This window comes from Streptosporangium sp. NPDC006007, assembly GCF_040614315.1.
Taxonomy (GTDB): domain Bacteria; phylum Actinomycetota; class Actinomycetes; order Streptosporangiales; family Streptosporangiaceae; genus Streptosporangium.
Genome location: NZ_JBEXUG010000029.1, coordinates 1 through 22,698, shown reverse-complemented (window position 1 = coordinate 22,698; position 22,698 = coordinate 1). Strand labels below are relative to the sequence as shown.

At 67.8% G+C, this 22,698-nt stretch carries 22 protein-coding genes; 12 read left to right on the top strand and 10 right to left on the bottom strand.

Annotated elements, in window-relative coordinates; translation table 11 throughout:
• Window positions 1–17: 17 nt before the first annotated feature.
• From ABZ194_RS21435 to ABZ194_RS21425, 3 genes are all read right to left on the bottom strand, one after another.
• A complete protein-coding gene (locus tag ABZ194_RS21435; RefSeq protein ID WP_355598751.1) occupies window positions 18–1,112 on the bottom strand; it encodes a hypothetical protein in 1,095 nt (364 codons plus the stop codon).
• A 200-nt stretch (window positions 1,113–1,312) separates the two neighbouring features.
• Window positions 1,313–2,590 (bottom strand): HAMP domain-containing sensor histidine kinase, encoded by a 1,278-nt coding sequence (locus ABZ194_RS21430; protein WP_355598750.1) that lies wholly within the window; start codon window positions 2,588–2,590, stop codon window positions 1,313–1,315.
• Window positions 2,587–3,273, bottom strand: coding sequence for a response regulator transcription factor (locus ABZ194_RS21425; protein WP_355598749.1), 687 nt, complete (start codon window positions 3,271–3,273; stop codon window positions 2,587–2,589). Before ABZ194_RS21425 ends, ABZ194_RS21430 begins: the two co-directional genes overlap by 4 nt.
• A gap of 98 nt (window positions 3,274–3,371) precedes the next feature.
• Between ABZ194_RS21425 and ABZ194_RS21420 the strand changes: the two genes are divergently transcribed.
• A complete protein-coding gene (locus tag ABZ194_RS21420) occupies window positions 3,372–3,917 on the top strand; it encodes a hypothetical protein (protein WP_355598748.1) in 546 nt (181 codons plus the stop codon).
• Between the two features lie 137 nt (window positions 3,918–4,054).
• Here ABZ194_RS21420 and ABZ194_RS21415 read toward each other — a convergent pair whose 3' ends face one another.
• Both ABZ194_RS21415 and ABZ194_RS21410 read right to left on the bottom strand, forming a co-directional pair.
• The gene (locus tag ABZ194_RS21415) at window positions 4,055–5,005 is read right to left on the bottom strand and encodes a sugar kinase (RefSeq protein WP_355598747.1); all 951 of its coding nucleotides are present in this window, start codon (window positions 5,003–5,005) and stop codon (window positions 4,055–4,057) included.
• A gap of 119 nt (window positions 5,006–5,124) precedes the next feature.
• Entirely contained in the window at window positions 5,125–5,868 is a 744-nt protein-coding gene (locus ABZ194_RS21410; RefSeq protein ID WP_355598746.1) for an FCD domain-containing protein, read from the bottom strand.
• 493 nt (window positions 5,869–6,361) lie between these two features.
• Here ABZ194_RS21410 and ABZ194_RS21405 point away from each other — a divergent pair, with 493 nt between their 5' ends.
• The 9 genes from ABZ194_RS21405 to ABZ194_RS21365 all read left to right on the top strand — a co-directional run bounded on the left by ABZ194_RS21405 (window position 6,362) and on the right by ABZ194_RS21365 (window position 15,316).
• The gene (locus tag ABZ194_RS21405; RefSeq protein ID WP_355598745.1) at window positions 6,362–7,297 is read left to right on the top strand and encodes an SMP-30/gluconolactonase/LRE family protein; all 936 of its coding nucleotides are present in this window, start codon (window positions 6,362–6,364) and stop codon (window positions 7,295–7,297) included.
• 14 nt (window positions 7,298–7,311) lie between these two features.
• Window positions 7,312–8,556, top strand: a complete 1,245-nt coding sequence (locus ABZ194_RS21400; RefSeq protein WP_355598744.1) for a sugar ABC transporter substrate-binding protein — start codon at window positions 7,312–7,314, stop codon at window positions 8,554–8,556.
• On the top strand, window positions 8,553–10,016 hold the full coding sequence (locus ABZ194_RS21395; RefSeq protein ID WP_355598743.1) for a hypothetical protein: 1,464 nt from the start codon (window positions 8,553–8,555) through the stop codon (window positions 10,014–10,016). Before ABZ194_RS21400 ends, ABZ194_RS21395 begins: the two co-directional genes overlap by 4 nt.
• Before the next feature lie 125 nt (window positions 10,017–10,141).
• Complete coding sequence (locus ABZ194_RS21390; protein ID WP_355598742.1) at window positions 10,142–11,059, top strand: sugar ABC transporter permease; 918 nt, start codon at window positions 10,142–10,144, stop codon at window positions 11,057–11,059.
• Window positions 11,056–11,892 carry a carbohydrate ABC transporter permease gene (locus ABZ194_RS21385; RefSeq protein ID WP_355598741.1) on the top strand — a complete coding sequence of 279 codons (837 nt, stop codon included), beginning with the start codon at window positions 11,056–11,058 and terminating at the stop codon, window positions 11,890–11,892. The genes ABZ194_RS21390 and ABZ194_RS21385 overlap by 4 nt, the downstream gene beginning before the upstream one ends.
• Window positions 11,893–11,897: 5 nt before the next feature.
• Window positions 11,898–13,076, top strand: coding sequence for an ABC transporter ATP-binding protein (locus ABZ194_RS21380; RefSeq protein WP_355598740.1), 1,179 nt, complete (start codon window positions 11,898–11,900; stop codon window positions 13,074–13,076).
• 50 nt (window positions 13,077–13,126) lie between these two features.
• Window positions 13,127–14,200 carry an alanine racemase gene (locus ABZ194_RS21375; protein ID WP_355598739.1) on the top strand — a complete coding sequence of 358 codons (1,074 nt, stop codon included), beginning with the start codon at window positions 13,127–13,129 and terminating at the stop codon, window positions 14,198–14,200.
• Window positions 14,201–14,217: 17 nt separating this feature from the next.
• Window positions 14,218–14,598, top strand: a complete 381-nt coding sequence (locus ABZ194_RS21370; protein ID WP_355598738.1) for a Rid family detoxifying hydrolase — start codon at window positions 14,218–14,220, stop codon at window positions 14,596–14,598.
• Between the two features lie 403 nt (window positions 14,599–15,001).
• Window positions 15,002–15,316, top strand: coding sequence for a hypothetical protein (locus ABZ194_RS21365; RefSeq protein ID WP_355598737.1), 315 nt, complete (start codon window positions 15,002–15,004; stop codon window positions 15,314–15,316).
• Between the two features lie 214 nt (window positions 15,317–15,530).
• Here ABZ194_RS21365 and ABZ194_RS21360 read toward each other — a convergent pair whose 3' ends face one another.
• Window positions 15,531–16,229, bottom strand: coding sequence for an IS3 family transposase (locus ABZ194_RS21360; protein ID WP_355598736.1), 699 nt, complete (start codon window positions 16,227–16,229; stop codon window positions 15,531–15,533).
• Window positions 16,230–17,194: 965 nt separating this feature from the next.
• On the opposite strand from ABZ194_RS21360, the gene ABZ194_RS21355 reads away from it, so the two are divergent.
• Window positions 17,195–17,488 carry a MerR family transcriptional regulator gene (locus ABZ194_RS21355; RefSeq protein WP_355598801.1) on the top strand — a complete coding sequence of 98 codons (294 nt, stop codon included), beginning with the start codon at window positions 17,195–17,197 and terminating at the stop codon, window positions 17,486–17,488.
• A 152-nt stretch (window positions 17,489–17,640) separates the two neighbouring features.
• Here the strand turns inward: ABZ194_RS21355 and ABZ194_RS21350 are convergent, their stop codons facing one another.
• The 4 genes from ABZ194_RS21350 to ABZ194_RS21335 form a co-directional block, all read right to left on the bottom strand.
• Window positions 17,641–17,835, bottom strand: a complete 195-nt coding sequence (locus tag ABZ194_RS21350; protein ID WP_355598800.1) for an excalibur calcium-binding domain-containing protein — start codon at window positions 17,833–17,835, stop codon at window positions 17,641–17,643.
• 167 nt (window positions 17,836–18,002) lie between these two features.
• A complete protein-coding gene (locus ABZ194_RS21345; RefSeq protein WP_355598735.1) occupies window positions 18,003–18,992 on the bottom strand; it encodes a CU044_5270 family protein in 990 nt (329 codons plus the stop codon).
• Window positions 18,985–19,575: an RNA polymerase sigma factor gene (locus tag ABZ194_RS21340; protein WP_355598734.1), complete on the bottom strand. Its 591-nt coding sequence runs from the start codon at window positions 19,573–19,575 to the stop codon at window positions 18,985–18,987. Before ABZ194_RS21340 ends, ABZ194_RS21345 begins: the two co-directional genes overlap by 8 nt.
• Window positions 19,576–19,855: 280 nt before the next feature.
• The gene (locus tag ABZ194_RS21335) at window positions 19,856–21,361 is read right to left on the bottom strand and encodes a carboxylesterase family protein (protein WP_355598733.1); all 1,506 of its coding nucleotides are present in this window, start codon (window positions 21,359–21,361) and stop codon (window positions 19,856–19,858) included.
• A 431-nt stretch (window positions 21,362–21,792) separates the two neighbouring features.
• On the opposite strand from ABZ194_RS21335, the gene ABZ194_RS21330 reads away from it, so the two are divergent.
• Window positions 21,793–22,260: a hypothetical protein gene (locus tag ABZ194_RS21330; protein ID WP_355598732.1), complete on the top strand. Its 468-nt coding sequence runs from the start codon at window positions 21,793–21,795 to the stop codon at window positions 22,258–22,260.
• Window positions 22,261–22,698 lie beyond the last annotated feature (438 nt).

The window sequence follows — 22,698 nt, the reverse complement described above, 5'->3', positions numbered from 1 at the left end:
ATCAGGAGGGTTACGGGTCAGGCGAGGCGGCCGGAGGGATGTGAGGTCGACGCGGGAACGGCGGAGTCCGGCCCGAAGTTGAGCAGCGGATCGCCGGAGCCGACGCGAAGGCCGGAGCGGTCGGCGTAGAAGCGGCCCTCGGCGGTGTGCAGGGTCCAGCCGCCGATCCGAGTGCCCTCCAGCGACAAGGCGTGCTCCCCGCTGAGCAGAGTGAAGATCGCCGCTGCCCGGCCCCGGGCCGCGGGGCCTCCGCAGGGGCGGTCGGTGCTGATCCGTCCCAGGTACTCCCCCTGCTCGACGAGGGCACCGTCTTCGAGGTCGGGGACGTCGGCCACCTGGTAGTACTCGGAGACCATCCCGTCGGGGTGGATCAGGAGGAGCATGCCCCGGCGCGGTGACCGGGCACAGAGCCGGTAGAGCCTGCCCGCGCCGGACGCGAGGACCCGGCCGTCGCCTCCCGCGAAACGCAGGCCGGACAGGTCCGCCATGGAGCGCACCGTCCATGACTGGCCCGCGCGCCAGGGAAGCGCCAGTCCGGCGGAGGTGTTCCCGCTCTCGGCCGTGGCCCTGTCGTATCGTTCAAGGAACGGTCGCTGGTCCTCGGGGATCACCGTCACGGGCGCCCGCCGTACGAGCCGGGTGAACTCCCCGGTGCCGGCCAGCGTGATCCGCCAGGTCTTCCCGGAGCGCCGGGCGACGAACAGCGACGAATGCGGCATGGCGTCCATGCCCGCGGGCGGTGGGACGGCGTATGTTCCGAACGCCCAGCCTCCGGCTCGATCGATCCGGACCAGACGCACGTTGGTCCGCGGGACATCCTGAATGCCGAAGGCCCTGCGGACGAGCGTGGCCCGCTGCTCGTTGACCGTCGCTCGCACCTGACGTATCAGCGATGTGGCGGTAACCGGCCGGGAGACCTTCGCGGCCTGAGGGGGCCGGGTGTCCACGCCCTGCCGCCGTGTCGCCGGAACGGGGAAGTCCCCGCTGACCTGCTGCTGAATGATGGCGCACAGTGTGAGGCCGACCAGAACGGCCGTGAGGCCGCCCAGGCGGCCGACCAGGTTGGCCAGCGGCAGCATCGAGCGGCGACCGGTGGACGATCGCGGTATCAACGCCTCAGGCCGTGGGAGAGCTGGGGGGCGAGGGCCTCATCCGGGGCGGATGCCATCATCAAATGTCGCATCACGGCTAAGTCACCTCCGAAAGGTCGACTTTGACAGACCGACGGTGGGCGATTCGCCGCCGTCACCGGTACCCGGCCAGGATGCCGCTTCCTGGGATAAGAGGGCGCTGCGGTGATGCTAAAACTCGGCTAAGGCGGGCCGGTCGGAGTGCCGAGATGGACGATGACCTCCGCCCCGCCCTCCGGTGAGGCTCCCAGGTGGACCGAGCCCCCGGAGGCTTCGGCGGTGCGGCGGACGATATCGAGACCGAGGCCTGTGGAACCGGCGGTACTGACTCCGCGTGGCAGGGGGTCGCGGCCACCGAACCCGGGGCCGTTGTCACTGATGATCAGGCGCGCGGTGCCGTCCGGCTGTTCCAGGGTCACGGCCAGGGTGACCCCCTCGGGCGTGTGGTCGAAGACGTTGGTCAGCAGGGCATCCAGGCACGCAGACAGCTCCATGGCCCCGACCTCGACCAAAACCGGCTGCTCGGGGACGCTGAGGTGGATTGAGCGATGCTGCTCTTCGGCGAGCACGGACCAGAAGGCCACCCTTCCCGACACGACCGCGACGGCGTCGCAGCGCGGAGGGCCGGGCCGGGACGGGCGCCGCATGTCGTTGATGAGTTCGGTCACGGTCCACTCCAGGATGTCGGCCTGATGGCCGATCCGCCTGGCCTCCTTCGGGTCACGCAGGGACTCCGTCTCCAGACGGAGCACCGTCAATGGAGTACGCAGGCGGTGGGACAGGTCGGCGGCCGACTCACGTTCACGGGTGAGCAGATCCGATATCCGCGTGGCCAGGTGGTTGAGGCCGACGCCGACATCACGGATCTCCAGCGGCCCTCCGGGGCGGACCCGCGCTTTCAGGTCTCCGCGCGACAGCCGGTGTGACAGGTGCGCGAGCGTGGTGATCCGCCGGACCAGGGAGCGCGCGAGCCAGTCGGCCAGGAGCAGGCTGACCGCCAGCAGCCCCACGCCCAGCAACGCGAGGATCGTCCATGCCCGCCCTACCCCGGAGCCGAGTTGCGCGTCGGAGACGAAGCTCCGGACGACTGCGGGACCATGCGTCCCGCCCAGCACGGCGACCAGGATCTCCTGTCCGCCCGCGACGACGACGGTTATGCTCCGGCCGCGTTCGGCGAGCCGGACCGCCGCGTCTCGCGGAGCGGGCGTCCCGCTCGTCGTGCCGTCCGGCCACAGCACCGTGAGCGGATAGGCGCCTGTCTGCGCGTGCTGGAGCGTGATCTCCACGGTCTTCCTGTCGCCGGTCGCGACCATCGGAGCCAGAGAGTGGGCCCGTACTGTGGCGGCGCCAAGCGCACGGGTGGCCGCGACATCCCTGACCAGGAAGGCCAACGGGGCCAGGAAGGCCACCAGCACCAGCGATGCGGTCGCACCCACCAGGAGCGTGATGTACCGCCTCATCGGGACGGATCGACGATCTTGACTCCTGATCCGCGTATCGAGCGGAGATACCGAGGGGCCGTGGCGGTCTCCCCGAGCTTGCGGCGTAGCCAGGCGATGTGGACGTCAATCGTTTTGTCGGTACCGCCGAAAGGCGTGTGCCACACCTCGGCGAGGAGCTCCCGCTTCGAGATCACCTGTCCGACGCGGACGGTCAAGTAGTACAGCAGGTCGAACTCCCGGGGAGACAGTTCCAGTGTCCTGCCGTCCAGGCACGCCTCGCGAGCCTTGAGGTTCATGCGCAGACCGCCGACCCGTACCGGTTCCTCCTCGGAGTTCTCCCCGTGACCCCGGCGCAAGACCGCGCGGATCCGCGCGTTCAACTGGCTCGCGCTGAACGGCTTGACCACATAGTCGTCCGCGCCCGCGTCCAGCACACGGACCATCTCCCGCTCACTGTCGCGGGCGGTGGTGACAATGACCGGTATCGAGGTCACGGCTCGGAGCATGCGCAGCATCTGGGAACCGTCCAGGTCGGGCAGTCCCAGATCCAGCACCACCAGATCCGGGCGTCCCTCGACCACCTGCCGGAGACCTTCCGCCGCGGTCGGCGCGGAGGACACGGCATGGCCGTGCTCTGACAGCGCCCGCGTCAGTGTGGTCCGCACCGATGCGTCGTCTTCCACCAGCAGCAGTTGAACCATGCCACAACAAGCTAGACCCAGTCGACCGAAATGGTGGTCTTATCGTGACTTATGGGTTCTTGGCGAGAAGTCATGGATGAGTATGGCACGCTGGCGTGGTGTCCAGCCGCGCGGCGATCGCCATTGTGACGTGGACGGCGACCGCGATCGGGGCCGTCGGAGCCGGGCTCGCCGCCCTTTCCGCGCTCGGTGCCGGCATCACGGACCAGACCGTCATGCCGATGAGCATGGCCCAGGTGCAGGCGGCGCTCGCTGAACCCTTTTCGGCCACCCCCCGTGCTTCGCGCACTCCCCGTCCCGTGGCCACCCCCCACGCGCCGAGAACTCCCCGTGTCCGGCCGGCCCCGCGGCCCGCCCTCGGCGTCCAACCGGCCGCCGGGGTGACCCGGAGCCTGAACTCACCGGGCGGCAACGTGATCGCCCGCTGTGAGCGGAACCTCGCGTACCTGGTGTCCTGGACGCCCATGCAGGGCTACAGGGCCGACGACGCCAGACGCGGTCCGGCCGCCGGCGTCTCCGTCCACTTCGAGTCAAGTGATCGTAAGATCGAAATAATCATCAGCTGCCGTGGCGGGCGGCCCGTGGCCACCGTCGGCACCGAAGACCGCCGGCACCACGAGGACGAGGGGTGGGAGCACGGCTGATCGCGGACTTAGCCGAGGGGGCCTTCGGCGTCGGACGGCCGGATCACCATCCAGTCCGTCCTGGCCGAGACGGTCACCCGGTGGGCCGCGTCATGTGAGGTCTCCCGGCGGACCGCGCCGGCTGACGCTTTACCGCCTCACCGGACCGCCTCACCGGACGGCACGTCGGCCAGCCCCAGCTCCGACCGGTAGGGCAGCCCCTCCCAGTCGCCGCGCGTCGCGACGGCGAACGCCCCCAGGGTCACCCCGCGCCGCAGGCGCCCGTCGACGTCCAGCCCGTCCAGGAGCCCCGACAGGTATCCCGCGACGAACGCGTCACCGGCGCCGATGGTGTCCACGGCGGTCACGGGGACCGCGTCACGGTGGACGCTGCCCTCAGGGGTGTACGCGGTGGCGCCCTTGTCGCCGTGTTTGACGACGACCTCGCGCACACCCAGGTCCAGCAGCGACGACACGCGAGCGGCCTCGTCGTCGCCCGGTGCGACGAGCGTGAGCTCGTCGTCGGAGGCGATGACGATGTCGAGGTCCGAGGTCAGCTCCAGGAACGCCCGGCGGGCCTCCGCCGCGGTCCAGAGCCGGGTGCGGTGGTTGACGTCCAGGCAGACCCGCACGCCCAGCTCGCGGGCGCGACGCACCCCGGCCAGCACGGCGGCGCGGGGGCCGGGCCCGAGCGCCATCGTCACCCCCGTGACGTGGAACACGGCCGGTGGCGTGGGGGAGCCGTCCAGGGCGGCCAGGACGTCCCCGGAACCGAGGTGGCTTCCGGCCGAGGCCACACGGTGGTAGTCCACCCGCATCACCCCGCTGAGCCGCTCCTCGAACAGGATGATCCCGGTCGGGGCGGAGGTGTCCGTACGGAGGAACCCGGTGCCGACCTCCTCGGCCTGGAAGGTCCTGCGGATCAGCGCGCCGAACTGGTCGTCGCCGACGGCGCCGGCGTAGCGGACGTCGTGTCCGAGTCTGGCCAGCCCGATGGCCACGTTCGCCTCGGCTCCGGCGACGCTCAACCTGGCGGTTCCGCCGAGCAGGACCCGTCCGTCCGCGCGGAGGCAGCCCAGGGCCTCGCCCGCGGTCACCACATCAGTCACCGGTCGTTCTCCGTCCTTCGGTCCATACCGTGCAGAAGTCGTCCGCCCGGTCCGTGATCACCCGCCGCGGTGGCGACGCCCCGGCCGGTGCGTGGGCGGCGGCGATCCCGAACACGGGGTCAGCGCGCCTGGGGCGCGGGGCAGTGGTGGCCGGAGACCGGAGCGGCTCCGCGGGGAGAGGTCAGCATCTGCTGGGTGACCTCGGACAGAATGCCTCGCATTCCCGATTCCGCCTCATCCGCATTCGCCTCGGCGATCGATCTCGCGACGAGAAGATGCAGTCGCAGTGATTCGGGGGTCGGGTCGTCCGGCACCAGGTGGTGCACCATTCGACCGGTGAGCACCGCGGCTATCGTGCTGGACAGCGCGGCGAACATCTCGTTTCCCGAGGCGCGGAGCAGCACCGAGTGAAAGGCGATGTCGTGCTGAAGATACGCTTCGGCGTCTCGTGGTCTGCCGGACTCCTCAAGCAGCGCGGCGAGGGAGAGCAGTTCTTCGCGCTGTTCGGGGGTGGCGAATAGCGCGGCGTTGTGGGCGGCGACGGGCTCGACCGCGATCCGCAATTCGGTGAGCGACCGCAACTGTGCGTCCCGGTCGGCGCCGGCAAGGCGCCATCGGATGACCCTCGGGTCGAAAACGCTCCATTCCGTCCGGTCGAGGACCGTGATCCCGATACGCCTGCGCAGGCCGATGAGGCGCATTGACTCAAGCACCTTGAGGGTTTCCCGGAGGACGGTTCGCGAGGCGTCGTGTTCAATCTCGAAATCCTCCGTGCGAAGGATCTGACCTGGGTGGAGGATACCCGAGACTATTTGCTGGCCGATCACATCCAAAATGTCGTCCTGCAGGGTTTTCCTGACCATGCCGCCCCTTCCGTAACGCCGCCGTCAACAACCCTCGTGGTGTTTTCCCCGCGCGCTTACGGCACGCGGGAATTTACCGGGAGAGTGAACATCTTCATCATGCATCGCGGACCTGAGGGAAAAGAATCGCTCTGACGAGCCGATCTGCACGGAGAGGATAGCAAGTGTGGCTTCCGTGAGATTCGCCCGCTCTTCACCGCTCGCCGGGCTGGCGGGGAGCCGTCTTCCGCGACCGTGGTCCGCTCGGGTGCAGGTGAACGCGCCCGCCTGTCTCCGAGCCGGAACCTCTCCCCGCCGGGCTGGCCCGAGCGGAGAGATCCCGCCGCGTCACCGGGAGCCTCGGGTGCGCGCGAGCGGGGCGGTCCGGGCCGCGAACGCCCGTGACCTGCGCGATCAAGGGCGGGTGGATGCGATGACATCAAATCGTTATTCATCATAAGTATTACTAATACTATAGTCCTGAGCGTCGCGATAGAGCAGAGAGGGGGCAGCCATGCCGGATCGGACGCGTCTCGTCGGTGAGGCGAGGTTCGACGTTCTCCCGCTGCCCGCACGGGACGTGCTCGGGGAGGGCCCGTGGTGGTCGGTGGCCCAGCAGTGCCTTTTCCGGGTGGACATCCTCGGCAGGAGGGTTCACAGAACAAATCTCGACGGGGACCGTGCCGAAAGCTGGGCGACCCCTGACGAGGTCGGCTTCGTCGTGCCGAACGAGGCGGGCGATCTGCTCGTCGGCCTGAGGGACGGCCTTTGCTGGCTCGATCCCGAGAGCGGCGAGACGACACCGGACACCCCCGTCGAGGCCGGGCGCGGAGACTACCGGATCAACGACGGCAAGACCGACCGCCGGGGCCGGGTCTGGTTTGGCACGATGCACAAGGACGAGACCGAAGGGCGCGCCTCGCTCTACCGATACGACAGCCGTGGTCTCGGCGCGGTCATCCGCGGGATCACGACCTCGAACGGGCTCGGCTGGAGCCCGGACGAGACGGTGATGTACCACACGGATTCGATCTCCCGGCGGATCATGGCCTACGACTTCGACGCGGACTCGGCCGAACTCCGAGGCGGGCGGCTCTTCGCGGAGGACCCCGCCGGCCATGTGCCGGACGGGCTCACCGTGGACGGCGACGGCTGCGTCTGGGGAGCGAAGTGGAACGGTGGAAAAGTCGTCCGCTACGCCCCCGACGGGCGCGTGGACCGCGAGTTGACCCTTCCCGTCTCCCGCCCGACGAGCTGCATGTTCGTCGGCCCGGACCTGCGCACCCTCGCCGTCACGTCGGCACGGCCGGCACCGTCCGAGGGCGCGCGAGAAGAACTGGCCGGATCGGTCTTTCTCATCGAAACCGGCGCGCAGGGGCTTCCGGAGCGCCCGACGATCATGCCGTCACGGGGTTCTGAGTCGCCCCACCCCCTTTCACCGTCACAATGAACCAAGGGATTCCCATGCACAGAAAATCCTTCAAAGGCGTCACGCTGCTTCTCGCCGCGGCCGTCGCCCTCGCCGGCTGCGGCGCCGACGTCGAGACGGACGGCGGCAACGGGAAGGTGGAGCTGAGCTTCGCCAACTGGCAGTGGCTGGAGCCCGGCAGAGGCGACCGGCTCTGGAAGAGCATGCTCGAATACGAGAAGGTCAACCCGAAGGTCAGCTTCAAGAAGGTCTCGGCGACGCGCGCCGAATACGAGAAGACCGTCCAGACGCAGATGGGGGCCGGCGGAGGGCCGGATGTGCTGATCGTCCCGCCCGCCCTGCTGCACCAGCTGGAGGCCGCGAACCTGCTGGTCCCGCTCGAAGGCGTCGCGGACGACCCGCACATCGAGAAGGAGACCCTCAAGGGCAAGCGCCTGGTCTACACCTGGGAGGTGGTGAACTTCGGCTTCTTCTGGAACAAGAAGCTGCTCGCCCAGGCCGATGTGAAGCCCCCGACCGACATGGCCGGCCTGCTGACCGCCGCGAGTGCGATCACCAAGAAGACCGGCAAGCCCGGCTTCGCCGTCCGCACCTCGACGGCCGAACTGAACCCCTGGTGGGCCGACTTCGCGAGCTGGCCGTACGGATTCGGCGGCGGGTGGTCGAAGGACGGCAAGCTGACGATCAACGACCCGAAGAACGTCGAGGCGGTGACCGCGCTCAAGAAGCTCTACGCCTCCGGGGCGATGCCGATCGGCGACGACGCGTCCACCTTCCGCTCCCGTTTCGCCAACGGTGAGATCGGCATGATGTTCGACAACGCCTCGGTGCTCTTCACGATCCTGGCCGGGAACAAGGAGCTCACCTCCGAGGACATCGGTGTGGCGACCCTGCCCTTCCCCACCGACAACTCGTCGCAGATCACGAACTTCGTCGGCGTCAACAAGAACTCCAAGCACCAGGCCGAGGCGATGGGCTTCATCAAGTGGCTGGGCTCCCAGGAGGGGCAGAAGGCCTCGGCCGAGGGGGTCTTCCCGACGCTCAACGCCACGGCGGCCGCTCCCCCCGACGACGTCGCCGCCGAGTACCCCTGGATCAAGGTCTATCGCGAGCAGGCGAAGTCGGCACTGGGCTCGCCCTTCATTCCCGGGTTCGAGCTGAGCACCCCGCAGATCAGCACCGTGGTGATGAAGGCGATCGAAAGCGTCCTGGTGAACAACCAGGATCCCGCGGCCGCGCTTGACCAGGCGCAGAAGGCCGCCGAGGCAGTACAACGATGACGATCACCGGACCCGCCCGGACACGAGGCGTCGTCATCACCCCCGCGGAGGCGGCGAACGAGGGGGTCGACCACATCCTGGACAGGCTCCAGGGTGTGGGCGCCAACGCGGTCGCCGTCTCCCCCGGCGTGTTCGTGCCGGGCACGGCCGAGGACGGCGTGCGGGAACCCCCCCTGGACATCGACGGGGAGGCCCGAGTTCTGGACCGGCCGCTCTGGGGGCGGAAGGTGCAGTACCTTAAGGGATTCTCGCCCTACGTCGCCGACCCGGACGTCTGGCGGGACGTGCCGTTCGCCCCGCCCGTCGCCGCCCCGGAGGAACTGCGCGTCGACTACGCGGAGGCGGTGGTGAACGCCGCGCGGCTGCGCGGCATGAGCTCCTTCGTCGTCGTCAGCCCGACGGTCCTCCCCGGCCTGCCCGGTGGGCAGTCCTTCACCTCCGGCCAGACCCAGGGGCTGGAGGAGGACCTGGTGGTCCGGGTCGACGGCTCGACGCCCACACGCTTCATCGCGGGCCAGGGGTGCGTCAACAACCCCCGGGTGCAGGCCCTCGTCAGGGCGCGGCTGACGGACACCCTTGCGCACTACCCGGCCGCGAACGGGCTGTTCATCGACTGGGCGGAGTACACCTGCTATCTGCCCGAGGACATCTTCACCTGTTTCTGCCGGCACTGCGCCCGCGTGGCCGGCCGGAACGGATTCGAATGGGATGAGCTTCGAGCCGGTGTCACAGAGATCTTCGAGGGGCTGCGCGACCTGACGGACCGGGACCTCCTCCGGGTGATCGAGGAGGAGCCGGTCTCGTTGATGGACGGCCTCGCGACGCTCGCGGGCGTGCCGGAGCGGGCGCGGGCCGCCGCGAACGAACTCCTGCGCTTCAAGGCGCGGAGCGTCGTGGCCTTCTACGCCTCGGTCCGGGACCTGGCCACCGGGCTCGGCTCGCCTCTTGAGATGGGCGCCAACGGCTTCGCGCCGCCGTGGAACGCGGTGACGGGGGCGGACTTCGGCGCGCTCTCGTCGGTGCTCGGCGCCGTACGGTGCAAGCTCTTCACCTTCCACTGGCCCATGATGACCAGGTGGATGGGGGAGTGGCTGGTCGAGCGGAGCCCTCGGCTCTCGCCCCGGCTCGTGCTGGACGCCACGAAGGCGCTCTACCAGGTGCCAACGTCGGCGGAGGAGGGGCGGAAGGGCCTGGAGGACTACACGATGCCCGGTCCGGACCAGCCGCACCCGATCACGATGTCGGCCCTGACCGCCAAACTCGTGGAGGCGAGACAGCAGGTCGCGCCGTCGTCGCGACTTGAGGCGTACCTGCACAGCTATCGGCCCGCCGACGAGCTGGCACGCGTCCTGGACGCCACGGCGGCGAGCGGCGCGGACGGCACCTGGATTCAACGCTACGGATATCTGAGTGATCGCAAAATGGACGTGATCCGGGACGCGTGGACGGCGGGCGGGTGATGACGTCGAGGCGTGTCGCCGTGAGCGGGAGAGCCATACGGTGGCGGCGGAGGACGTCCCCGGCTCAGTAGTTCCCCTCGCCGCCGACCGTGGTGTCGCCCGATGATCTGACGATTGGATGCACGATGTCTGTTCCTCAGACAGTACCGACCTCGCGGAAACCGCGAACCCCCCTCGCGCCGTATCTGTTCATCGGCGCGGCGGTCATCTATCTCGCGGTCTTCGCGGGTGTCCCCATTCTCAAGGGTTTCCAGTTGAGTCTCACCGACACGCAACTGATCAACCCGAATGGGGGCTCGCCTGTCGGGCTCGACAACTACGCGGCCCTGGTCGGCAGCGAGGTCTTCCTCCGGTCCGTCGTCACCACGATCGTCTACGCGTTCTGCACGGTGGCCGGCTCGCTGCTGATCGGCACGGTGTCGGCCGTCGTGCTCAACCGGGCCTTTCCCGGGCGGCTTCTCGCGCGGGCCGTCATCGTCATGCCCTGGGCGGTGCCGACGGTCGCGGTGGTCCTGGTCTTCCGGTGGATCTTCAACAACGACAACGGCGTGGCCAACGCGGCGTTCTCAGCACTCGGGATAGGGGCGCAGGGCTGGCTCACCGATCCGCGTTACGGCATGCTCTCCATCCTGATCGCGACCGTCTGGAAGGTCTCCCCCTTCGTGATGCTCGTGGTCCTCGCGGCACTCCAAGCCGTCCCCGACGAGCTTTACGAGGCGGCCAGGGTCGACGGTGCCGACATGTACAGCACGTTCAAGTCGGTTGTGCTTCCGCATCTGATGCCGACCCTGCGGATCGTGGGGCTGCTCATGACCATCTGGTCGTTCCGCCGGTTCGAGATCATCTGGCTGCTCACGGGCGGCGGGCCCGCCGACGTGACGAACACGATCGTCATCAACGTCTACCAGCAGGCGTTCGGCAACAGTCAATTGGGTTTCGGGGCGGCGATCGGTGTTCTGGGGCTTCTGCTCTCACTCGCCGTCACCCTCGTCTATTTCGTTCTCGAAACGCGTACCGAACGAAAGAATCGAGTCGCAGTATGATCGGTCGCAGAAACCTTGGCGTCGGGGTGCGGACGCTTCTCGCGGCGCTCCTCGTCATCCTCGCCGGATTCCCGCTCTACTGGATTCTGAACACGGCGATCACCCCCTCGAACACGCTGTACGGCGGCGGCCAGAAGATCTTCCCCGACCTGAGCCGTTCCGCCCACCTGTTCTCGGTTCTCGTGACCGACAACTCCTTCCTGCGGTGGATAGGCAACTCCGTGGTCGTCGCGCTCGGCACGACCGTGGCCGGCCTGCTTCTGGCCACGCTCGCCGCCTACGCCCTCTCGCGGTACAGGTTCGTCGGGAAAGGGATCATGGGGTTCGGCTTCTTCGCCACCCAGATGCTCCCCGAGGCGCTTCTCGTCGTTCCGCTCTACTCGCTTTTCGCGTCACTCGGGATGCTCAACCAGCTCTACGGGCTGGTGCTCGCGAACACGGCCTTCGCGATGCCGGTCGCGACGTTCATCCTCAAGGCGGCGATGGACAGCATCCCGTACGAGATGGAGGAGTCCGCGCGGGTCGACGGCTGCGGGGCCCTGAGCATCCTGCAGATCATGGTCGTGCCCCTGATCGCGCCCTCGATGGCCGCGGCGGCCGTGATCGCCTTCTTCGACGGCTGGAACGAGTACCTCTTCGCGACGACCTTCATCACGGACGAACATAAATGGACGGCCTCGACCGGCCTCGCGTCGTTCATCGGAGAGTTTCTTATCCCGCTCGACTCGGTCTTCAGCGGGGCCTTCCTTTTCACGCTGCCGGCTGTCGTCTTCTTTCTCATCATGCAGCGCAGAATCGTGTCCGGACTTACCGCTGGTTCAGTCAAGGGATAGGACAGATGCCTACCATCACCTTCAACGGGGTCTCGAAGAGCTTCGGCGCGAACACCGTCATCAAGGAATTCAACGCGGAGGTCCCCGACAAGGACTTCCTCGTGCTGCTCGGTCCGTCGGGATGCGGTAAGTCCACGATGCTCAGGATGATCGCGGGCCTGACCGAGATCACCGCGGGTGAACTGCGGTTCGACGACACGGTCGTCAACGACCTGTCGCCGAAGCGGCGGAACATCGCCTTCGTCTTCCAGTCCTACGCTCTCTACCCGCACATGAAGGTGCGGTCGAACATCGCGTTTCCCCTCGTGATGGACAATTTCCGGTGGTGGCATCACATTCCGATCGTCGGTGGTCTGGCGCGCCGGGCCATCCTGAAGAGGGCCGACGTCGCGGAGAAGGTCGACGCCGTCGCCGCCATGCTCGAACTCACCGACTACCTCGACCGCAGGCCCAAGGCGCTTTCGGGAGGACAGCGCCAGCGGGTCGCCCTGGCACGCTCCCTCATCAGGGACCCGGCCGTCTACCTGCTCGATGAGCCGCTCAGCAACCTGGACGCGAAGCTCCGCTCTCAGATGCGCGCCGCGATCTCCGCGCTGCACGCACGCGTGCGGAAGACCTTCGTCTACGTCACGCACGATCAGGTCGAGGCGATGACGATGGGAACGCGCATCATCGTGCTCAACGACGGCGTCGTTCAGCAGTACGGCACGCCGAAGGAGATCTACGACCGGCCGGCGAACACCTTCGTCGCCACGTTCATCGGCTCGCCGCCGATGAACGTCTTCCTCGCGGAGGCGGGTGCCGACGGCCTGCGAGTGGGCGACCACGTCCTTCCCGGGTCGAGGGACGCCGCCGAGCGGGTGATTTCGCGAGGAAGCGCCATGATCCGGCTCGGCGTCCGCGCCGAGAAGATCGCGATCCATCCGGGGGACGCGACCGGGGAGAACCTGATCGAGGCCCGCGTCGCCGTCGTGGAACACCTCGGAGCCGAGACCATCGTCGGTTTCGCGCTGGAGGGGACCGAGGGCGTCAACGTCGTCGGGGCGGCGTCGACGAGCGGGCTCTTCTACGCGCGTCTCACCGGCGAGGTCCCCCTGAGCGTGAACGACCCCTGCCGTGTGGGGTTCGCCCTGGACGCCGTCACCTGGTTCGACCACGCGTCGGGCCGGCGCGTCGAGCTGTGACGGCGGCCGTACCGGACCCGCGACGGCGGGCGGAGACAGGGGGAAACGGGGTGCGGGAACCCCTTGGACGGTCGGTCCTCGACGGGGAGCTCGGCTTCCCCCTGATGGTCGTGCACCGGGAGGCGCTGGAGCACAACATCGCGACCATGGCGGCCTTCGCCCGTGACCACGGCATGGAGCTCGCACCGCACGCCAAGACCCACCTGTCCGGAGAGATCGCCGCACGGCAGCTCGCCGCCGGGGCCTGGGGCCTGACCGTGGCGACCACCCGCCAGGCGCGGGCGGCCCGGGGCTTCGGCGCCCGGCGCGTCATGGTGGCCAATCAGATCGTGGATCGGGCCGGGCTGCGATGGGCCGCCGGTGAGCTGGAGCGCGACCCCGCGTTCGAGTTCCTCAGCTTCGCCGACTCCGAGGCCGGGGTCGACATCCTGGCCGCGCACGCGGGCACGCGGCCCTTCAGCGTCCTGGTCGAGCTCGGCCACGAGGGCGGGCGCGCCGGCTGCCGCACCGTGGAGCGGCTGGTCAAGCTGGCCGGGTACGTGCGGCGTACGCCGGGCGTCGAGCTCGCCGGGGTGGCCGGGTACGAGGGCTCGCTGGCGGGCGCCGCCGAGGTGCGCGGCTATCTGATCCGGCTCCAGGACGCCGTCGAGCATCTGCGCGTCCGGAACCCCCTCCTCACCGTCGGCGGCAGCCAGTGGTTCGACGTGATCGGCCGCGAGCTGGCCGCGACCCAGGCCACCGTCGTGCTGCGCAGTGGCGCGTACGTCACCCACGACGACGGCTACTACCGCGAGCGCACCCCGTTCAATCGCGTGGACGGCGAGCTGCGCCCCGCGCTGGAGGTGTGGGCGCAGGTGCTGTCCACACCCGAGCCCGGACTGGCGATCGTCGGCATGGGCAAGCGCGACGCCCCCTATGACGAGGGCCTGCCGATCCCCCGCGGGCCGGGTGTGAGCGTGCTGAGGATGCAGGACCAGCACACCGTCGTCCGCGGCGACCTGCGAGTGGGGGAGCTGGTCGCGTTCGGTATCTCACACCCCTGCACGGCGTTCGACAAATGGCGGACGCTGCCCCTGGTCGACCCGGACTACCGGGTTGTGGGCATAATCAACACTCATTTTTAGGTTTTTAAGGAAATTTCATGAAAAAGGAACTCAGGACCACCGACGGCGCCGCCCCCGTGGGCGCGTACTCTCAGGGCCTCGTCGTGGGCGACCTGGTCTACACCTCCGGCGCGGGCCCGCTCGACCCGAAGTCCGGCGAGGTCGTCGGCGACGACGTGGCCGCGCAGACCCACCAGGTCATGCGCAACCTCGGGGCCGTCCTGGCCGCCCACGGCCTCACCTACGACGACGTGGTCAAGTCCACCGTCCACCTGCAGCACCTCAAGCGCGACTTCGCCGCCTTCAACGAGGTGTACAAGTCGTACTTCGGCCAGCCCTACCCCGTCCGCACGACCGTCGGCTCCGACCTCATGGACATCCTGGTGGAGATCGACTTCGTCGCGCACAAGAGCGCGTAGGGCCGGTCCGGCGAACAGTCGCCCTCGGGCAACGACACCGCGGCCGTGACAGAGCGACCGGGTGACGGCGTCGGCGAAGAGCTGAGGGAGGTACCTGAGCTGTGCCGGGCTCATGAATCCTCATCGGCGGCGGCGAAGAACACGAAGAAGTGAGCCGACACCGGCCGGCGAAGGCCCCGAGTGCAGAATCCCGATATCGCCCGCGTGTGGGCTGCTCGGACGGGTGACCGGATGGTATCGGTTAAAGCGGGACGGGGCAGGGCGGAGATCATCGCCCCGTCACCCGTCAAGGCCGCGCCTACCGCCTACTCGACGCCGAAGAGTGTGGATACGCGATGAGATCCAAAGAGGTTTTGATCAATGGAGGCGTTCCGGTGGATGCCCTCGACCTGGTTTCACGACCATGACCAATGAAGATCGGGAACGAGCCGAGCGAGAGCTGCGAACCGCGGCCGGCAATTTTATTGCCGCCCTGCGCCTCGCGCGAGGAGTTGATGAGGTCGCCTTCTCCCGACTGAAAGAGGCGATTATCGGACTGGGGGATGCGTGGCAGGTGGAGGATCACCTTCCTAAATCTGCGGTGAATATCCTGGTTGGCTTGTTTTCTTGGATCGATTCGGCAAGCCACCTCTATGAAGGTGACGATTCTATGGCGATCAAGCAGGCTGCCATGGATGTCGAAACCCTGATATTTCAACATGTCGTCCCCGCTCCTTGAGCGTTTTGCATCTGGCCCCGCGAAGCTAAGGCGCGAGGATCGTCCTGACGAGTTGACCCGCGCGACGGGGACGGCAGCATAGGAGGCTCTTCGACTTTGAGGGGATGTTCACCCTCACGTCGCCGGGTTGATCGTTTGACGTGTGCGGGCCAGCCGTACGCGGCGGCGACTGACATGCCCCGCGTTTTCCGGACACCGGAGTAAATGAACCATATCATGCAGCGGCTCGCCTGCCGAACCATTCCTTGAGAACTTCCAGTGGCGGCCGATATCCCAAAATGGAATGCAGGCGCCGACGATTACAGAAGCCCTCTATATATTTGATCACAGCGGTACGTGCCTCCGCCGCACTCGTGAAGCTACGATGATGAACGAACTCCGTCTTCAGCTTGCCGAAGAACGATTCCGCCATAGAGTTGTCGAAACAGATCCCCGTTCGCCCCACTGACTGCCTCACGCCATACCGGTTCAGCGTGACGGCGTACCCGTGAGACGTATAATGACCACCCTTGTCCGAGTGAAAAATCACTCCAGCGGGAATATCGACCCGCATCGCGGCCATGCCGAGGGCCGCGCACACCAAACCGGCCGGATATCGCACATCCAATGCCCACCCGATCACCGCCTTCGAAAAGCAATCAATGACAGTAGCCGGATACAGCGGCCCTGCTCCGGTCTTGATCTCAGTGATATCGCCGACCAGCTTGGCTCCAGGTACCTCAGCGGTGAGGTCGCGGCCCACCAGGTCCGGGAGGGGACCGGCGGCCTTGTCCGCGACGGTCAGCCCGCGTCGCCGCTTGACCTGCACCGGCGTCGGGCCCAGGTCCCGCATCAACGCCCGCGCCAGCTCGTCGTCGACCTCGATCCCCATCCGCGTCAGCGCCGCATGCACCCGCGTTTGCGAGACCGTCACCGGCCGGCTCCTTTTCGCGGGCGTCCCCCACGGGCTGCGGCAACTGCTGCACCGCACCGGCCTGCTGGCCCACTTCGAGCTGCGCGACAGTGTCGAGCAGGCTGTCGCCGAGCTGCTGCCGGAGGCGTGAGGCTCAGCCTTTGCTTCCTCAGCACCGAAAATCTGTAGCGGCTGAAGTAGACATCCGTGGTGGGTGGGGGTAGAGTTTCTGACATCGCAAGGAACGGATCCACGAGGGCAGAGCAGGACGTAGGCATCACGACGAACTGCCCGGACGGGCGTGGACAGCTGGATAACCAAAGACGACGCAGGTGAAGAGGGGCAGAAGGTCGGACGTGCCGGGACCGGCAAGTGGTTGAAAGGGTCCCGGCCGTGGACGCGCTGCCACAGCAGTCAGGCAGTGAGCAAAAGACAACGTCGGACGTGCCGGGGCCAGCGGTTGGTGAAGGGTCCCGGCCGTGGACGGAGCACCAGCGGTACGCAAGTGATGCATGAGGTTGAGGAAGTAACGCCAGCAAGAGCGAAAGGAGTGTTGAACGCCATCAGGATCGCCCGTCGCCGGCTGATGTTCGCCGCACGGGTACCGCAGTCCCACGGATTGGAAGGTGGTCTACGGTCACGCATACGCGATCCCCGCATCCCCGCCCCCATCGGGCGGCCAATGCGGAACAGACAGATCGGCCCTAGGGCCGGTAGATGGTGTTGAACCTCGTGGGCCCCGGCGCGTCATGGCGCCGGGGCCCCGTCGGCATTTCGAGGAAGGTCGTCAGGAAGGTTATATGGATCAAGCACCGATGGCGTCGGCCGTCCGCGCGCAGCCCAGGCTCCGCGCCGGCGCCGATACGACTGAACCGGCCCATCGGGCCGACATCGCGGGCAGAGCCGATCGGGCCGACGGGCTCTCCGCCGCCCCGGGTGACATCTCCGGTCACCGGTTCGACGATGAGGACTACCCCGCCTACAGCATGGGCCGGGCCGCCGAGATGCTCGGCGTCACCCAGGCGTTCCTGCGCAACCTGGGCACCGCCAAACTGATCGAGCCGCAACGCTCCGAGGGCGGCCATCGCCGCTACTCGCGCTACCAGCTGCGCCTGGCCGCCCGCGCCCGCGAACTCCTCGACCAGGGCACCGCCCTGGAGGCCGCCTGCCGCATCATCATCCTCGAAGACCAGCTCGCCGAGGCCCTGCGCATCAACACCGAACTCCAGCAGAGCCGCGACCGCCACCAGTCCGACGACGCGAGCCGCCACACGGCCTGAGGGCCGGCGCCCTCGCCCGCGATCGCCCTCACTTCAGCCGGCGTCTGCCCCCTCAAGGAGGCTGAGCCGGGGCGCATCTGGGCTCCTAACCGCGGACACACGGAAACAGCCCTGCTCTCCTTGCGGAGGGCAGGGCACCCGCCGCTCCAAGATCAGCGTTCGCAGACGACCCCGTCACCGTCACGATCCTGATACCGGTCGTACTCAGGATGGTTATCGACTGGTGATGGTGCCGTGGCGCCCGAGACACAAGTGGCCGCGGGGACACGCGAAAAAGCCCGCCGCTCGAAAGAGCGGCGGGCCTCGCGCTGTGCGGGGGCGGGGTCAGCCGACCCGTCCCCGGCGATGCCAGACCCTCCGGCGGCCCACCCGCCAAGGTCACCTGTCGCCTGCTCGTGGCCCTCAGCATGACGCCCCCCGCCCCGTCCCCAGGATCGGCTGATGCGTCCACCTACGGCCTGATCCTCACCAGCTACCTTCCAGCGTGGATGCCCCGTCCTTCAGGGCGGGAGCGTCAGCTTCGCTGGCCGGGACGGTCGACGATCACTGATGACAGCAGGGCTGTGCTCCACACCGCGCCCTTGCGGAAGGCGGGTTCGTCCTCGCCGGACAGGAACTCGTCGCGCAGCCAGACCGTCCGCGTTCCCAGGTAACGGTAGGTGTCCTGGTCGAGGATGTCGTACCTGCGAGAGGTCCTGTCACCGGTTCCCTCCAACCAGACGCCCAGGCCGCTGCGACCCGCCGCGTCGCTCACTCCCTGCTCGACCCGGACGCCGGGAATGAGTGCCAAGGCGCGGAACATGGCCGCCTCCAGCCGCGGCGGCATCGTGCCGTACCGGCTCAGGTAGAGGGTGATCACTCGGTAGGCGCGGGCCGGGGCGGGCTCGGCGCTCTTCGACACCCCCTCCTCCTTGGGGTAGTCGATCCAGTGTCGATCACCCGTGATCTTGGCCAGCAGCTTCTTCGGATCGGTCGGCAGTTCGCGGAGCTTGGCGTCGTACTGCCGCGGCGACAGGTCGTCATCACCCGGATCCGGGGAAACGTCGTTGATGATCAGCTTTCCGTCCTCGTCGAAGCCGGCGCGTTGCCTGCCGTCGTAGCGCTCCCAACTCTCCCATCCCTCGCCGGCCCTGACCGTGTCCGGGTTCGGCTGCTTGTCCAGGGTCTTTGTGTAGTGCCACTGCGTCGGCAGGGGGACCTGGGCGCTTTCGCGCCCGCCCGCCACTTTGGCGGCGTGGGCCAAGACCACGTTGGAGTCGAGGTCGAGTTGGACGACCGGTGGTGTGGGCGCCGGATTCGGGGCGGGCGGTTCGGGTCGCAGGGTGGTAACGGCGAGCGTGGCGGCGGCTCCCAGCGCTCCGGCCAGGAGCAGGCGGCGCCCCAGTGGCCACCCGCGTCCCTGGACCCGCGTCAGCATCCTCCGGCGTTGCGGGATGATCCATTCCTGGCCCGGCTCGGGGATCTCGGCGCGCCACTCGCGCAGCGGTCGCAGGTCATCATCCATCGGAGGACTCCTCTCGGGTAGTAGCGGGGATAGATCCGCCGAGTGCCTGGCGCGTCTTGGCTCTGGCCCGGTGCAGACGGGATGCGACGGTTCCGGCTGGGATGTTCAGCGCGCGGGCCACGTCCTCATACGACATCTCAGCCCAGGCGACGAGTAACAGCACCTCCCGGTCACCGGGTGACAGCGTCGCCAGCGCCGCCGCCAGCCCGGCCTGCTGGGCGGCGACCCGGTCGTTGACGCGTTCGGTGTACGGCTCGGTGATCTCATCGACGCCGCTGCGGATCAGCGCCCGGTAGAGGCGGATCTCCACCCGCCGATGCCGGCTGATGAGCCGGGCGGCGATGCCATACAGCCAAGGCCGTGCGTCGGGGTGGCTCGCGTCGTAGCGGTGGCGGCGCCGGAAGGCGGCCAGGAAGGTGTCGGAGACGATGTCGTCGGCCAGCGAGGGCCCCAGTCGTCGGGCGACATAGCGCCGCAATGCGGGTGCGTGTCGGTCGAAGATGTCGGCAAAGACCTCCGGGGCGCGTTCCGAGCGCCGGATTAACTCGGCGTCGTCGGTCCTGCCGGAATCTGCGGCGATCACATGGTGCTCCCGTCCTCGCGTGATTCGTCAGCTTTCGCCCGTACGACCGCCGCGAATTCACGTTATGAGACGTGATCTCTGTCACATTGCGTCACCCGGTCGGGACGGGCACAGGACGGCGGGTGCGGCGCATTCAGCAAGGCTGATCGCGAACAGACAAAAGAGTCCCTGCCGTCCTTCGGGACGGCAGGGACCTTAATATGTTCCGGGCGGCGTGGCCCAGACGAAACGCGTTACCTCGATCGCGCTCCTTCCGGCTGGTGGTGGCGGGCTGGACCGGCTACGGCCGCGCCCGCAGCGTGAGAGGGGCGAAGGCGTGCCCGGCCCACAATTCGCGGGAGGTCTCCTCCCGATACGCCGTCATGGTCGGCTCGGTGTCGATGACCCAGGTATGCCTGTTCTGTGGCTCGTATGTCGGCCAGCCCGGATCCCCGGTCGTGGCGAAGGCGATCCATGCCGCGCGGACCCGGCCCGACAGCTCGGCCGCGGCTGGTGGCGGCTCCTGTCCGAGCAGCAGTCCTGCCGCTCCAGCGGTCAGGTTGCCGAACGTCAGTGGCACGCCGAGCCCGTGGCAGGCGCCGAGGGCATCGCCGCCCATGCCGGGGGCCGGCCAGGTCAGCTCGTACAGGTGGGCCCGGCCGCGCCTTTGGTGGATCTCGGCCAGCCGGACGGAAGGCATCCGGAACATCCAGTCGGAGTGCACCAGCTCGTACAGCCGCTCTTCGTCGGCCCCGGGGTAGGCGGCCCGGTAGGCCTCCGGGTCCGGGGCGAGCTCCCGCAGCGCGGTGGCCGCCCGCTCGGCGGTGATCTGGCCGGTGTCGCCCCTGATGGCCATGAACAGACGATACTCGTCGCGGGTGTGCCCCACGATCAGCTCCACATCGCGCGCGGCCCCGTCCGCCAGTGACCGCCACGGCACCGCGGGCAGTACCTCGCCGTCCACGACCGGCGCGAACGGCGTCTGGACGTACGCGGCCCGGCCCCACTGCGGGCAGCCGCCCATCTTGTTCGCCACCGCGTCCCCGGCGTCGATCAGCCGCTCCGGCGACAGGCGGGCGAGTTCGCCCGCGAGCGGGGCCAGGCCCAGCTCACCGGCTAGGGCGGCGGCGATGTCGGCGGCCAGTTCAGCGGAGAAGAACAGGCCTGGCACGCTTTGCGCAATCGCCCTGCGGAACAGACCGGCGGCTCTGGGCATCGCCATCAGCGCCGCGATGCTCCCGGCCCCGGCGGACTCCCCGAAAACGGTGACCCGGTCCGGATCTCCGCCGAAAGCCGCGATGTTGTCGTGCACCCAGCGGAGGGCGGCCACCTGGTCCAGTAACCCGCGGTTGGCCGGCGCCCCCTGGAAGTGTCCGAAACCCTCGGCGGAGACCCGGTAGTTGAAGGTGACCACGATGACGCCGTCCCGGGCGAGCACGCGGCCGTCGAAGACCGGGTCGCCGGACCACCCGTACATGTAACCCCCGCCATGGATCCACACCATCACCGGCAGCCGGGCGGCGCCCAGGTCGGGGGACCAGACATTGACGGTCAACCAGTCGCCGTCCGCGCCGGACGTGCCGGACGCGCCCAGCACTCTGGACTGCGGCGGCGGCGGACCGAACGCGCCAGCCTCGCGTACCCCGTCCCAGGGCTCGGACGGCACCGGTGCGTCCAGTCGCAGGGCGCCTACCGGCGGGCGCGCGAATGGCACGCCGCGGAAGACGGTCACGCCATCCTCCATTCGCCCGCGCAGCCTTCCCGTGGTCACCCGGACCTCCGGGTCTGCGGATCCGATGGCGCTCATGGCACACTCCTCTTCCGGGGGTGCCCGCTCCCATAGCCAGGCGCGGCCATCTTCACCCAAACCGCGGGCTCGCCGGTCCCATTCCGCGTGTGTTCCGGGACCGGTGGCGGGCGGCTGCGTTCGACCGCATCCGGCTGCATGCGCCGAGGGAGGTCGTCAGGAACAAAGGCCCAGGTCAGAGCCTGAATTCCTGGTCAGGAGTGGTAGGGCGCCTGGGACTCGAACCCAGAACCTACGGATTAAAAGCTGGGCGCCATCTTGGGGAAACGTAACCTGAGCTGGGCGTTGAAATCCAGGAGAGTCCAGCAGTGTCCGCCGGTGTTCGGGGACGTTGCCGTCAGCGGTAGCCGTCAGTTGCCGTCAGTTCCGCTGTCTGCCGCAGGGGGTGTTCCCCGCCATGAATGTCGCTGGCTGAGGCTATTGTCGCCGCCATGCCCGTACCCGAGTTGATCCCGATCTCCTACGAGCCCGACTATCACACAGGCACCGTTGGCACTCATGCCGGAGGTCTGTTCTTCGGCGGAGTTTGCAGAGGCTGGCCGGTCGTCGTGTACGAGGAGGCTGGCGATTGGCCGTGGCTTGATGAGCGGGGTGAGTCCCAGCAAGGGCCTTGCTTCGCGATCCTGCACTTGTTCGACCGCGACGGTCGTCACCTTGATTCCAACATCCGGCCCGTTGCCAGCTTCAACGCCGGAGAACATGCACTGGAGCAGATGATGGCCACCTTGCGGGACGTTGAGTACGGTGACATCGCCATCCGTACCTTCCGTGTCGACACGCACGGCTGCGTGTTCGGTCTTGTCGACGAGACGGAGGAGGATGGAGAGACGGGCTATGTCGAGTACTACCCCAACCACATCGGCTTCCATGAACCCTGGGACGGTTCATACGACACCTGATCATCAAAGACCGACCAATGTGGGTAAAGCAAGCGGGTGGGGGCAAGATCATGATCTATGTCTGCTCCCACCTGGACATATGGTCCACGGTGATCCACCGTCGTCCGGTATCGTCCAGGGCGGTTGTCGCCCAGTTGCTGAATAATCTACGCGTGATTTCGTTCGACGGTCAGTTGTTATTCCAGGTCAGAGGTGCCGCCTGTCGCGACATCACGCGTTGGGATTCAGTAGACGCGCAGAACTACGCGTGCGAGCCCCGTCCGCAAGCAATCTAGGCACTATTTGACCAGCTTCGGAACCATGCCCGTCCTGGCGGGATCACTACTGCAAGGGTTCTCCAGATTGTCCTGCGCCGGTAATCCGTCGTTAGATCCTGTGTGAACTCTTCTTCCGGTGAGCCGGTGCGTCGTCGGGGTCCGAAGTTGGAGCCGTTGGTGC